The organism is Candidatus Accumulibacter vicinus (assembly GCF_000584955.1).
In the GTDB taxonomy this organism is placed as follows: domain Bacteria; phylum Pseudomonadota; class Gammaproteobacteria; order Burkholderiales; family Rhodocyclaceae; genus Accumulibacter; species Accumulibacter vicinus.
Genome location: NZ_JDSS02000004.1, coordinates 97,691 through 109,028, shown reverse-complemented (window position 1 = coordinate 109,028; position 11,338 = coordinate 97,691). Strand labels below are relative to the sequence as shown.

The 11,338-nt window shown below is 61.1% G+C and carries 15 protein-coding genes; 6 read left to right on the top strand and 9 right to left on the bottom strand.

Annotated elements, in window-relative coordinates; all coding sequences use genetic code 11:
• A partial coding sequence (locus CAPSK01_RS21295; protein WP_273702808.1) for an amidase family protein occupies positions 1 to 219 on the top strand: 219 nt, incomplete at its 5' end.
• A 93-nt stretch (positions 220 to 312) separates the two neighbouring features.
• Entirely contained in the window at positions 313 to 1,764 is a 1,452-nt protein-coding gene (gatB, locus tag CAPSK01_RS00670; protein WP_034920956.1) for an Asp-tRNA(Asn)/Glu-tRNA(Gln) amidotransferase subunit GatB, read from the top strand.
• A gap of 13 nt (positions 1,765 to 1,777) precedes the next feature.
• Here the strand turns inward: gatB and CAPSK01_RS00665 are convergent, their stop codons facing one another.
• A complete protein-coding gene (locus CAPSK01_RS00665; RefSeq protein WP_273702807.1) occupies positions 1,778 to 2,401 on the bottom strand; it encodes a hypothetical protein in 624 nt (207 codons plus the stop codon).
• Positions 2,385 to 3,032 (bottom strand): orotate phosphoribosyltransferase, encoded by a 648-nt coding sequence (pyrE, locus tag CAPSK01_RS00660; RefSeq protein ID WP_034920953.1) that lies wholly within the window; start codon positions 3,030 to 3,032, stop codon positions 2,385 to 2,387. Before pyrE ends, CAPSK01_RS00665 begins: the two co-directional genes overlap by 17 nt.
• A gap of 50 nt (positions 3,033 to 3,082) precedes the next feature.
• Between pyrE and CAPSK01_RS00655 the strand changes: the two genes are divergently transcribed.
• From CAPSK01_RS00655 to CAPSK01_RS00640, 4 genes are all read left to right on the top strand, one after another.
• Positions 3,083 to 3,865: an exodeoxyribonuclease III gene (locus CAPSK01_RS00655; protein WP_034920951.1), complete on the top strand. Its 783-nt coding sequence runs from the start codon at positions 3,083 to 3,085 to the stop codon at positions 3,863 to 3,865.
• Between the two features lie 167 nt (positions 3,866 to 4,032).
• Positions 4,033 to 4,353 (top strand): DUF883 family protein, encoded by a 321-nt coding sequence (locus CAPSK01_RS00650; protein ID WP_034910923.1) that lies wholly within the window; start codon positions 4,033 to 4,035, stop codon positions 4,351 to 4,353.
• Between the two features lie 23 nt (positions 4,354 to 4,376).
• Positions 4,377 to 4,784, top strand: a complete 408-nt coding sequence (locus CAPSK01_RS00645) for a phage holin family protein (RefSeq protein WP_034920948.1) — start codon at positions 4,377 to 4,379, stop codon at positions 4,782 to 4,784.
• Positions 4,765 to 5,070 carry a YqjK family protein gene (locus CAPSK01_RS00640; RefSeq protein WP_034920946.1) on the top strand — a complete coding sequence of 102 codons (306 nt, stop codon included), beginning with the start codon at positions 4,765 to 4,767 and terminating at the stop codon, positions 5,068 to 5,070. Before CAPSK01_RS00645 ends, CAPSK01_RS00640 begins: the two co-directional genes overlap by 20 nt.
• A 94-nt stretch (positions 5,071 to 5,164) precedes the next feature.
• Here the strand turns inward: CAPSK01_RS00640 and CAPSK01_RS00635 are convergent, their stop codons facing one another.
• Genes CAPSK01_RS00635 through CAPSK01_RS00605 form a run of 7 tightly spaced genes read right to left on the bottom strand, consistent with a single transcriptional unit; the run spans position 5,165 to position 11,337 of the window.
• Positions 5,165 to 5,896 (bottom strand): uracil-DNA glycosylase family protein, encoded by a 732-nt coding sequence (locus tag CAPSK01_RS00635; RefSeq protein WP_034920943.1) that lies wholly within the window; start codon positions 5,894 to 5,896, stop codon positions 5,165 to 5,167.
• Positions 5,863 to 7,122, bottom strand: a complete 1,260-nt coding sequence (locus tag CAPSK01_RS00630; protein WP_034920940.1) for an AmpG family muropeptide MFS transporter — start codon at positions 7,120 to 7,122, stop codon at positions 5,863 to 5,865. The genes CAPSK01_RS00635 and CAPSK01_RS00630 overlap by 34 nt, the downstream gene beginning before the upstream one ends.
• On the bottom strand, positions 7,122 to 7,745 hold the full coding sequence (gene metW, locus CAPSK01_RS00625) for a methionine biosynthesis protein MetW (RefSeq protein ID WP_273702806.1): 624 nt from the start codon (positions 7,743 to 7,745) through the stop codon (positions 7,122 to 7,124). The genes CAPSK01_RS00630 and metW overlap by 1 nt, the downstream gene beginning before the upstream one ends.
• Positions 7,742 to 8,869: a homoserine O-acetyltransferase gene (locus tag CAPSK01_RS00620; protein ID WP_034921078.1), complete on the bottom strand. Its 1,128-nt coding sequence runs from the start codon at positions 8,867 to 8,869 to the stop codon at positions 7,742 to 7,744. Before CAPSK01_RS00620 ends, metW begins: the two co-directional genes overlap by 4 nt.
• Positions 8,870 to 8,901: 32 nt before the next feature.
• Positions 8,902 to 10,650 carry a phosphoenolpyruvate--protein phosphotransferase gene (gene ptsP / locus CAPSK01_RS00615; RefSeq protein WP_034920937.1) on the bottom strand — a complete coding sequence of 583 codons (1,749 nt, stop codon included), beginning with the start codon at positions 10,648 to 10,650 and terminating at the stop codon, positions 8,902 to 8,904.
• Between the two features lie 7 nt (positions 10,651 to 10,657).
• The gene (locus tag CAPSK01_RS00610) at positions 10,658 to 10,927 is read right to left on the bottom strand and encodes an HPr family phosphocarrier protein (RefSeq protein WP_034920935.1); all 270 of its coding nucleotides are present in this window, start codon (positions 10,925 to 10,927) and stop codon (positions 10,658 to 10,660) included.
• 17 nt (positions 10,928 to 10,944) lie between these two features.
• Complete coding sequence (locus CAPSK01_RS00605) at positions 10,945 to 11,337, bottom strand: PTS fructose transporter subunit IIA (protein ID WP_034921075.1); 393 nt, start codon at positions 11,335 to 11,337, stop codon at positions 10,945 to 10,947.
• Position 11,338: the final 1 nt, after the last annotated feature.

Sequence of the window (11,338 nt, the reverse complement as noted above, 5' to 3'; positions counted from 1 at the left end):
GCCGATCCGGTGCAGATGTACCTGTCGGACATCTATACGATTGCCGTCAACCTCGCCGGCCTGCCCGGAATTTCAATTCCCTGCGGTTTTGCCGGCGGCTTGCCGGCCGGCCTGCAACTGATCGGGAACTATTTCGCCGAGGCCCGGCTGCTCAACATTGCCCACCGCTATCAGCAGGCAAACGCCTGGCATTTGCAGCGGCCAGACGGATTTGACTGAGGCACGGCAGTCTGCACATGCCGTCGGCGTGCCTCTTCCGGCCAGTACCGGCCGGCACTTCGCCGACGCTTCTTGAAGAAAGAGTAAGCAGTGATGAAACAGTGGGAAGTCGTCATTGGTATCGAAACGCACGCGCAGTTGTCTACCCAGGCCAAAATTTTCTCGGGCAGTTCGACTGCCTTTGGCTCCGCCCCCAACGTCCAGGCGAACGCGGTCGACATCGCCCTGCCCGGCGTCCTGCCGGTGCTGAACAAGGGCGCTGTAGTCTGCGCGATCCGCTTTGGCCTCGCGGTCGGTGCCGAAATTGCCCGGCACTCGGTCTTTGCACGCAAGAACTACTTCTATCCGGATCTCCCCAAGGGGTATCAGATCAGCCAATACGAGTGGCCGGTGGTGCTGGGCGGCCAGCTGGCCATTCAGGTCGGCGAAAGCGAAAAGACGGTTTCCCTGACCCGCGCCCACCTTGAGGAGGATGCCGGCAAGTCCCTGCATGAAGGATTGGGGCCGCATTTCCGGGAGTGCTCGGGAATTGATCTCAACCGTGCCGGAACGCCCTTGCTGGAAATCGTCACCGAACCCGACATGCGTTCTTCCGCCGAAGCGGTCGCCTATGCCCGGGCCTTGCACGCGCTCGTGCGCTGGATCGGCATCTGTGATGGCAACATGCAGGAGGGTTCCTTCCGTTGTGATGCCAACGTCTCGGTACGCCCCGTCGGCCAGCCGCATTTCGGTACTCGCCGGGAAATCAAGAACCTGAACTCCTTCCGCTTCATGCAACAGGCCATCGATTACGAGGTGCAGTGGCAGATCGCCACCCTTGAGGATGGCGGCAGCATCGAGCAGGCGACGGTCCTGTTCGATCCGGTCAGCGGTGAAACACGCGCCATGCGTTCGAAGGAAGATGCCCACGATTACCGATACTTCCCCGATCCGGATCTGCTGCCGCTGGCTATCGATCGCTCATGGGTCGAGCAGATTCGTGCACAACTGCCCGAGTTGCCAACCGCCAAACGCGAACGCCTGATTGCCGACTACGGGCTTTCCGCCTATGACGCCAGGGTCCTGACCAGTTCGCTTGAACTGGTCGGCTACTACGAAGCCACCGTGGCCACAGCCGGCCAGGCAAACGCCAAAAGCTGCGCCAACTGGGTCATGGTCGACCTGGCCGCCCGCCTCAACAAGGAAGACCGCGAAATCGGCGAATCGCCGGTCTCGGCAGAACAACTCGGCGGCTTGATCGCCCGCATTGGCGACGGCACGATCTCGACCAATATCGCCAGGAAGGTTTTTGATTTCCTGTGGAACGGCGAAGGCAGTTCGGCTGACGAGATCATCGCCAGGCAGGGCCTGCAGCAGATCAGCGACAGCAGCTCTCTGGAAATGCTGCTTGACGAACTGCTTGCCGCCAACCCGGCGATGGTTGCCGAGTTTCGGGCCGGCAAGGAAAAGGCCTTCAACGCACTGATCGGTCAGGTCATGAAAGCGACGCGAGGCCAGGCCAACCCACAGCGCGTCAGCGACCTGCTGCGCAAGAAACTCGGCTAACGGTCACCCTCCCTCAGGGCCGCGCCGATGGCCGCTTCGAGAGTTCGACGAAGCGACGCAGATCCTCGTCGTACTTCTGCCGGATACCCTCCTGATCCTTTTTCTTGGACTCGATGACCGACTCCTGTGCCTTGATCTCTTGATCGGCATCGCGCAGGCCCTTGGCCACGTCTGCCGGCAACGGCCGGTTCCTGTAAAACTCGGCCTCATCCTCGAATTTCTTGCGCAGCCTGCGGATCTCCGTGATTCTGTCCTGCGCCGCCTGAATCGCTGCATTCAGGTCCCGCTCGGCGCGGTTACGCATGACTTCGATATCTTTCTCACTGCCATAGGTATTAAGCAAGGCCTGATCCTTGCGCCGCTGCTCCTTGAGCGCCCGTTCCTGCTCGCTGCGCCGTTTTTCCTCGGCGGCACGCTGAGCTCGCTGCTCGGCAGTCAGTGGCGCCTCGACAGTCCGTGCCCGGCCGGAAGTACCCAACTCGCGATAGGAACGCGCATAACAGGCCGGCGGCAGAACGTCGCCACACACCGGCCTGCCCTGTTCATCCGTGCAACAGAAGATCGAAGCGGCTGCGAAGCCCGCATCTCCGCCCGTCAACGCCAGCAGCAGGAGAGCGCAATTAACTGTCGCGCGCAAGGCCGTATGCCTGTCTGTAATGCGCCACCGCAACCTCGTGCTGTGTGAAATCCGGATGCTCCCGAAGAAAGCCCAGCAGATCGTCTAGATTGGCGACGGCCAGCACCGGAATACCATAATTCTGCTCGACTTCCTGCACCGCCGACCATTCACCGCTGCCGCGCTCCATGCGATCAAGAGCGATGACCACACCGCAGGGTGACGCACCGGCAGCACAGATCAGCGCCACCGATTCGCGAATCGAAGTGCCGGCGCTGATCACGTCGTCGATGATCAGCACGCGACCGGCCAATGGCGCACCAACAATGCTGCCGCCTTCGCCGTGCTCCTTGGCTTCCTTGCGATTGAACGAGAACGGCAGGTTGCGCCCTGTCCGCGCCAGGGCAACGGCGACCGCGGCCACCAGCGGGATGCCTTTGTACGCCGGCCCGAACAGGCCGTCGACGACGATCCCACTGGCGATGATCGCCTGAGCGTAGAATTCCGCCAGACGGCCCAGCGCCGCGCCGTTGTTGAACAGGCCGGCGTTGAAAAAGTAGGGTGAAAGCCGTCCCGCCTTGGTCGTGAAGCTGCCAAAACGCAGCACCTCCTGAGCAACGGCAAACTCGATGAATTCCTGACGAGAGTCCATAAACAAATAAATCAATTTCGGATGAAAGCCGTTCCCGGCATCTGCCCTCTATGTTACGCATCATTACGTTGAATCTCAACGGTATTCGCTCGGCATGGCGAAAGGGGTTTCTCCCCTGGGCCAGGACCCACAATGCGGATATCATCTGCCTGCAGGAGATCAAGGCACATGAGGCGGATCTCTGCGAAGCCATGCAAGCCCCCGAGGGTTTCCATGCCTACTATCGCTGCGCCGAGAAAAAGGGCTACAGCGGCGTCGGCCTGTGGTGCCGCCATCGGCCGGAACGGCTATTCGACAAACTGGGAAGCGACGAGTTTGACCGCGAAGGGCGCTATCTGCGTGCTGATTTCGGGAATCTCTCGGTCATCTCGCTTTATCAGCCCTCAGGTTCCAGTTCCGAGCAACGGCAGGCGGCCAAATTCCGATTCATGGCCTTGATCTATCCACATCTCGTCGAACTGGCGTCGAGCGGGCGCGACATCATCGTCGGTGGCGACTGGAATATCGCCCATCAGGAAATCGACCTCCAGAACTGGCGAGGCAACCGCAAGAACTCCGGATTTCTGCCCGAAGAGCGTGCCTGGGTAAGCCGATTGCTCGACGAAGGCGGCTGGTGCGACGTATACCGCAGCCTGCATCCCGACAGCACAGGCGAGTCTTACACCTGGTGGTCGAATCGTGGTCAGGCCTGGGCAAAGAACGTCGGTTGGCGACTCGACTATCAACTGGCGACAGCCGAGATCACCGGCAAGGCCCGCAGCGCATCGGTCTACAAGGAACAACGGTTCAGCGACCACGCGCCATTGACCATCGATTACGACTATTCACTGTAGACCGATGGGCGAGAATGAGTTCGCATCTGCCCGGAACGGAAGCCCTGACGCAGCGCAACAACTTTTATGCATTGCTCTCCGCGAGTGATTTCTATAATCTGAGAACTTCTTTGAGGTTTGCCTTGGCATCCTCGCTCTTTCTGTCATCATCCCCTGTGAGGTTCATCATGTCCGAAGTTACCGATCTTTCCTCCGCCAGCAAACAAAAACTCGTCTCCGACATGAAGGTCGTCGTTGCTGACGCAGAAGAAATCCTGCGCGCCACGGCGGGCGTTGCCGGCGACAAAATGGGCGATCTGCGCGAACGCATCGGCGAGCGGCTGCGCGATGCCAAGCTCCGCCTGGCAGATGCCGAAGCGGCACTGGTCGACCGCACCAAGGCCGCGGCACGTGCCACCGACGACTTTGTGCACGAAAATCCCTGGCGTGCTGTCGGCGTCGCCGCGGCCGTCGGTCTGCTGCTCGGGGTGATCATCGGTCGTCGATAATCAGCCACAGCCGTCTGACAGCAATGAGCGAAACGCCGGGCAGCGCAGGCGGCCTGTTGGCAGCCACCAGGAACGGTGCTGCCACACTGCTGGCCATCGGACGCACGCGCCTCGAACTCCTTGGCAATGACCTCAAGGAAGAAAAGCTGCGCGCCGTCCGTGTCCTGCTGCTGTCGCAAGTGCTGGCGTTTTCCCTGATGGTCGGCACGATCCTGGCAATCTCTTTGCTGGTCATCGCGTTCTGGGAAAACCGAGTGCTTCTGCTGAGTGCCTTCACCGTCATTGCCCTGGCCAGCGGAGGGTTTGCCTACACGGCTCTGCGACGGTCGCTGCGCACCAGCCACCAACCCTTCGCGGCCAGCGTTGCCGAACTTGCAGAGGATCTTCGCCAGCTGAAAGGCGCTGCCAGCAATGAACCAGGATCTGATTGACGTTGCCGTCGAGCGCGGCAGACTGATCGAACGCATCAGCAGCCAGCGCCAGCTCCTTGGCCAGCAACTGCAACCGCTGGGCGCAGGCCTGGCCACCGCCGGCCGTGCCATTGCCAGCATTCGCCAGGGCAGTGATTGCGTCAAACAACACCCGGAAATAGTCGCCATCGGCGTCGCCGTGCTGGTCGTGCTGCAACCACGCCGTGTCTGGCGCTGGAGCCGGCGGTTCTTTTTCGTCTGGCGCACCTGGCGCATGCTGCGCAAACAGATCGGGATCTTGGCCTGACCCTGACCATCCTTTGCCGCGCAAGTCGAATCCGGGAATCACATCCTTCCCCTTGTATGCCCTCCCCTCCCCGGCCATCTGAAGAGTCTTCCGGTCACGCCCAGATACCCAGCTCGACCAATTGCCTGGTCGCCGCTGCCGCCCAACCCTGATTTGCCAGCGGGCTCGCCGGACTCGGATGCAGCACGCGGCCGGTTCTGACCTTCATCCCGGCCAGTGCTCCGGCTGCCCGCGTTTCGGCGAAAGCACCGACGCCGATCACCCATTCGGGCTGCAAGACAGAGACCAGCGTCTTCAGGTGCGCATCGCAAGCCACCCGTAGCGCGGCCGCTTCAGTTGCCGGCAGTTTGTCGGGGGTCAGATTGCGAGCCAGATCGAAAAAGGCCAGCGGGCAATAGTTGGCGACGAAGTGCTCGGCAAAAAAAGCGTCGGCAGAACCGAAGCGCTCGCGGAACAATCCCCACAGACGCCGCCCGCTGACCTCGGAGCGTGTGCAGGCAAAGCCTTCGATCGGTCTCCGGGGATTCTCGACGGCCGGTTTTGGCACTGCGACCTCGATTCCCAACCAGTCGCGCACTGCGGCGACTTCACCGAAAGGCACGCCGCATTGCACCATCCCGAAAGGACCCGGATTCATTCCCAGAAAGACCACCCGGCGAGTGCTTGCGCCATAGCGACGCAGGTATAACTCGTGTGCTGACCAGGCATAACTCAACGGATTGTAGACGTGGCTGACCGGCGGCGAGAAGGTCAGCGTCGAGAGGCTCTCGGACAACTGCCGAGCGGCAGCGATCAGCGTCGCGGCGATGGGTGAAGTTCGTTCCATGGTGCAACCTTCAGCAGCAACAACATGCCTGGCGCGGCAAGCAGAAAACAGAGGATGAAGAAGCTGACCCAGCCCAGCGACTCGACCAGCGCCCCCGCCGTCGCGTTGATGAAGGTTCGGGGAACGGCAGCCAGGCTGGTAAACAGCGCAAACTGGGTCGCCGTGAAGGCCGGATTGGTGGCACGCGCGATAAAGGCAACGAAAGCGGCGGTACCCAGGCCAACGCCCAGGCACTCGGCGGCAATCACGGCGGCCAGCGCGGCTCGGTCAAGCGTGTCGACAGGTGCCTGTACACCACGCCAGGCCAGCCAGGCGAAACCGAGAATGGTCACCATCTGAACCAGACCGAACAGCCACAGTGCGCGGTTGATCCCCAGACGCACCATCCACAAGCCACCCAGCAGACCGCCGAACACCGCCGGCCAGAGTCCGGCATGCTTGGCAATCACGCCGACATCGGTCTTGCTGAAGCCCAGATCCAGATAAAACGGCGTTGCCAGGGCCGTCGCCAGTGAATCGCCGAGCTTGTAAAGAAAAATGAAGCCGAGCACCAGCAGCGCGCCCCGCCAGCCCTGGCGACCGATGAACTCATGAAACGGTTCGACCACTGCCTGGCGCAAGGTTTTCGGCGCCCCGACCACGGCCGGTTCGCTGACCAGCAAGACCATCACCATCCCCGGCAACAGGAAGGCCGCGGTGATCCAGAACACCTGCCCCCAGGGCAACAGGTCGGCGAGAATCAGCGACAGCGATCCCGGCACCAGCCCGGCAATCCGGTAGGCATTGACATGCACCGAATTGCCCAGTCCCAGTTCCTGATCGCTGAGGATTTCACGCCGGAACGCATCGAGCGCGACATCCTGTGTCGCCGACAGGAAAGCCAGCATCACCGACAGCCAGATCACCGGCGTCAGATTGCCCGACGGCGAGAATCCTCCAAGCAGACCAATCGACAGCAGCAAGCCGAGCTGCGAGAACAGCATCCAGCCGCGCCGGCGACCCAGGGGCAGGCGATAACGATCCAGCAGTGGCGCCCAGATGAATTTCCAGGTGTAGGGAAACTGGATCAAGGCGAACAGACCGATGGTCCTGAGATCCACGCCTTCGCTGCGCAACCACGCCGGCAGCAGATTGAGCAGCAGGTACAGCGGCAAACCCGAGCTGAAACCGGTAAATACGCAGATCAGCATCCGCCTGGTCAGCAGCAGGCGTAGCCAGGCAGGCATCAGGATCTTCGTCCGAGGCGATAGAAGGCGAGACTGCCGTTGAGATTGGGATCTTCGCAGACCTCGCGTCCGGCTTCGTCGAAAGCCAGACGTTCGCGAATCTCGATGTCGAGCCGGCGACACAAATCCTCGAAGTCAACAATTGTGAAAAAACGCACGTTCGGGGTATCGAACCAGTCATAGGGCAGGTCTTCGGAAACCGGCATATGCCCCTCGCTGATCGCTGCCCGGTTGGCACGGTAGGCAAAATTGGGGAAGCTGACCACCGCTTCTGCCGCAACGCGCAGCATCTCGGTCAGGATGCGCTCGGTGGCGCGCATCGTCTGCAGCGCCTGTGAGATGATCACGTGCTCGAAGGAGTCGTCCTCAAAACCGGAAAGTCCACACTCGATGTCCATCTGGATCACGTCAACCCCGTTGCGGATACAGCCGAGGACGCTTTCGTGGTCGATTTCGACGCCGTAGCCACTGACACCCCGAGTTTCGTTCAGGTAGCGCAGCAATCTGCCGTCACCGCACCCCAGGTCGAGAACGCGCTCGCCAGGCGGAATCCAGTTGGCGATCACCGCAAAGTCGAAGCGCTCCCGCTGTTCGGCCCGGACTCTCCGCTCATGTTCGGTCATACGGCGATGTTCTCCAGATAGGCACGCAGCAGCGCGTGATAGTGGGGGTCGTCGAGCAGAAACGAGTCATGCCCGGCACCGCAGTCGATCTCCGCGTAAACGACGCGCCGGCGATTGTGCAGCAGCGCAAAGACGATCTCACGCGAACGCGCCGGTGCGAAACGCCAGTCGGTCGAAAAACTGGCGACAAAGAAGCTGGCCTTGGCGCGCGCCAGCGCAGCGGCCAGATTGCCCTCGTAGTCATAGGCGGGATCGAAGTAGTCGAGCGCCTTGGTCATCATCAGATAGGTGTTGGCGTCGAAGAAACCGGCAAACTTGTTGCCCTGATAGCGCAGATAGGACTCGATCTCGAAATCGACGTCATAACTGAACTTGTGCTCGCCATGGCGCAACTGACGACCGAATTTCTCGGCCATCTGTGTATCCGACAGATAGGTGATGTGGCCGACCATTCTCGCCAGTCGCAGGCCCCTGGTCGGGACGACACCATGATCGGCGTAGTAACCTCCATGAAAATCCGGATCGGAGAGGATGGCCTGCCGCGCCACTTCGTTGAAGGCAATGTTCTGCGCCGATAGTTTGGGCGCCGAAGCAATCACCATGGCATGGCGGATACGATCGGGAAATTGCAGCGACCATTCGAGCGCCTGCATGCCGCCGAGGCTGCCGCCAATCACCGCAGCCCAGGTGTGCACGCCCAGATGGTCGGCCAGGCGAGCCTGCGCCGCGACCCAGTCCTCGACCGTCACCAGCGGAAAATCGGCGCCGTAGCGCTTGCCGCTTTCCGGATTGATCGACAATGGTCCGGTAGACCCGTAGCAACCACCCAGGTTGTTGACCCCGACCACGAAGAATTTTCTGGTGTCGAGCGGTTTGCCGGGACCGACAAGGTTATCCCACCAACCGATGTTCTCCGGATCGTCGGGATAGTGACCGGCGACATGGTGGCTACCGGAGAGCGCATGGCAAACCAGCACGGCGTTGGTGTGATCGGCGTTGAGCGTGCCATAGGTTTCGAAAACCAGTTCGAAACCCGGCAACCCGGCACCGCTCTGCAGCCGCAGCGGCTCGTTGAATTGCGCGCGCTGCGGCGCAACAACTCCGACTGAATTCTCAGGTGACATCGTGATCGGTTGGGTGGCAGGAAAAAATGAATTCAGACGCAACTGTTGAGCTTCTCCAGTTGCTCGCGAATCTTCGCCGGTTCCTCATGACGCAACAGGCGGCGAACGATCGGCACCAGTTCGGCGCAGTTGCTCTGCATGATCTTCTGCTTGACCGAGAGGATCTGTGCCGGATGCATCGAGAACTGGCGCAGCCCCATCCCCAGCAGCAGCCTGGTCAGAGTCGGGTCACCGGCAAGTTCGCCGCAGATTGAAACCGGGATAAACATCTTTTCGGCACTCGCCATGGTGTGCGCCAACAGCATCAACACGGCCGGATGCAGGGGGTCATAGAGCGGTGCGACCTCTTCGTCGCTGCGATCGATGGCCAGGGTGTACTGGATCAGATCGTTGGTGCCGATCGACAGAAAATGCATGCGCCTCAGAAACAGGCCGACGGCCAGCGCGGCGGCCGGTATCTCGATCATCGCTCCGACCTGGATCGTCTCATCGAAGGGAATGCGTTCGCCGCGCAGACTCGACTTGGCCCGCTCGACCGCGGCCAATGTCTGATCGATTTCGTGCGCCTGCGAAAGCATCGGGATCAGGAGCTTGGTCTTGCCGTACTTAGAAGCGCGCAGGATGGCTCGCAACTGTGTCTGGAACATCTTCGGTTCGGCCAGCGACAGGCGAATCGCACGCAGCCCGAGCGCCGGATTGCTTTGCAGGCGCTCGCCCTGCGCCTTTTCCGGATGGAGATCCTTGTCGGATCCGAGATCGAAGGTACGGATGGTGACCGGCCGGCCGGCCATGCCCTTGACGACCGTGCGATAGGCCTCGAACTGCTCGTCTTCGGTCGGCATGTCGCCGCGATCGAGAAAGATGAACTCGGTGCGAAACAGGCCAATCCCTTCGGCACCGCCGTCAAGCGCGGCAGCCACGTCACCGGGTAACTCGATGTTGGCCTGCAGATCGATGTCGACGCCGTCGAGAGTCACCGACTTCGCCGTCTTGAGCCGTCTGAGCTTGATCCGTTCGAGCTCGATCTGGCTCTTTCTGAGCCGGTACTCCTCAAGGATGCGCGGATCGGGGTTGACGATCAGGACGCCACGCGTACCATCGACGATCAGCACTTCGTCGTCATGAATCAGTTGCCGGGCGTTGTGCAGGCCAAGCACCGCCGGAATGCGCAGGCTGCGCGCGAGAATCGCGGTATGCGAAGTCGAGCCGCCGACATCGGTGACAAAAGCCGCGAAATGATGTTCCTTGTAGGCAATCACGTCTGCTGGCGAGAGATCGTGCGCGACGACGATCAGATTCTCTTCCTTGATGCCCTTGCCGGTTCTCAAGGACATCCGGCCCGGCTGGCCGACCAGTTCCTTGATCACCCGCTCGACGACCTGGCGCACGTCGTAGCTGCGCTCGCGCAGGTACGGGTCGTCAAAACTTTCGAACTGGGCAACCAGGATCTCCATCTGCTGCACCAGCGCCCATTCGGCATTGCAGCGACGCTCGCGAATCAGCTGCTTGGGAACTTCCGCCAGTTCGGGATCGGCAAGGATCATCGAATGCAGGTCGATGAACGCGCCGAACTCGGCCGAAGTATGCTGCAAGCGCCCCTTCAGGGTCGCAAATTCCTCGCGCACGCGCAGCAGCGCTGCCTCGAAGCGGGCCACCTCCTTGTCTACCAGGCGTGGCGAGATGACCAGATGCGAGACCTCGAGGGTCGCGTGCGACATCAGATGTGCCTGCCCGATCGCGATGCCCCCGGAAACCGCCAGACCATGCAGGGTAAAACTCATGATGCGCTCACTCCGCCTCGCCAAACCTTCCCGCGATCAATCCGAGGATGGCCTCGTTCGCCGCCTCTTCGTCCACGCCATCGGTCTCGACGACCACCGTTGACCCCATGCCGGCGGCCAGCATCATCACACCCATGATGCTCTTGGCGTTGATGCGGCGCGCCCCTTTCTCCATCCAGACGTCGCTGGCAAAGCGGCTGGCAAGTTGCGTCAGCTTGGCCGAAGCACGGGCATGCAGGCCCAGCTTGTTGATGATTGCAGTTTCAGCACGTACCATCGAAAACTCCTGTGATTCTAGGCAGGCGGCGGCAGCTTCAGTACGCCATCATGAGCCCCGCTGATCGCCTTCTGCAACATGGTTTCCATCCCCTTCTCGCGATAGGTCAGCGCGCGCAGCAGCATCGGCAGACTGAGACCGGCAACTCCCTCGACATGACCCGGCTCAAGCAGCTTGAGCGCCAGGTTGCCGGGGGTCGCACCGAAAACATCGGTCATCACCAGAACACCTTCGCCGCGGTCGACTTCCTTCAGCAACAGCCGCGCCAGCGGCAGGATGTCCAGCGGATCGTCCTGAGCTGCCACGCCAAGCTGTGCGATCAGAGGCGGACGTTTGTTGAGCACGTGGCAAATGTTCTGAATCAGGCTTTCACCAAACGAACCATGCGTTATCAGGAGAATACCGATCATC

Bases quoted from the DNA above. Each gene is read 5' to 3' on its own strand.
- CAPSK01_RS00610 (WP_034920935.1), bottom strand. From the start codon at position 10,927: ATGGTACGTGCTGAAACTGCAATCATCAACAAGCTGGGCCTGCATGCC.
- CAPSK01_RS00645 (WP_034920948.1), top strand. From the start codon at position 4,377: ATGAGCGAAACGCCGGGCAGCGCAGGCGGCCTGTTGGCAGCCACCAGG.
- CAPSK01_RS00605 (WP_034921075.1), bottom strand. From the start codon at position 11,337: ATGATCGGTATTCTCCTGATAACGCATGGTTCGTTTGGTGAAAGCCTG.
- CAPSK01_RS00635 (WP_034920943.1), bottom strand. From the start codon at position 5,896: ATGGAACGAACTTCACCCATCGCCGCGACGCTGATCGCTGCCGCTCGG.
- CAPSK01_RS00640 (WP_034920946.1), top strand. From the start codon at position 4,765: ATGAACCAGGATCTGATTGACGTTGCCGTCGAGCGCGGCAGACTGATC.
- CAPSK01_RS00620 (WP_034921078.1), bottom strand. From the start codon at position 8,869: ATGTCACCTGAGAATTCAGTCGGAGTTGTTGCGCCGCAGCGCGCGCAA.
- gatB (WP_034920956.1), top strand. From the start codon at position 313: ATGAAACAGTGGGAAGTCGTCATTGGTATCGAAACGCACGCGCAGTTG.
- ptsP (WP_034920937.1), bottom strand. From the start codon at position 10,650: ATGAGTTTTACCCTGCATGGTCTGGCGGTTTCCGGGGGCATCGCGATC.
- CAPSK01_RS00655 (WP_034920951.1), top strand. From the start codon at position 3,083: ATGTTACGCATCATTACGTTGAATCTCAACGGTATTCGCTCGGCATGG.
- pyrE (WP_034920953.1), bottom strand. From the start codon at position 3,032: ATGGACTCTCGTCAGGAATTCATCGAGTTTGCCGTTGCTCAGGAGGTG.
- metW (WP_273702806.1), bottom strand. From the start codon at position 7,745: ATGACCGAACATGAGCGGAGAGTCCGGGCCGAACAGCGGGAGCGCTTC.
- CAPSK01_RS00650 (WP_034910923.1), top strand. From the start codon at position 4,033: ATGTCCGAAGTTACCGATCTTTCCTCCGCCAGCAAACAAAAACTCGTC.
- CAPSK01_RS00630 (WP_034920940.1), bottom strand. From the start codon at position 7,122: ATGCCTGCCTGGCTACGCCTGCTGCTGACCAGGCGGATGCTGATCTGC.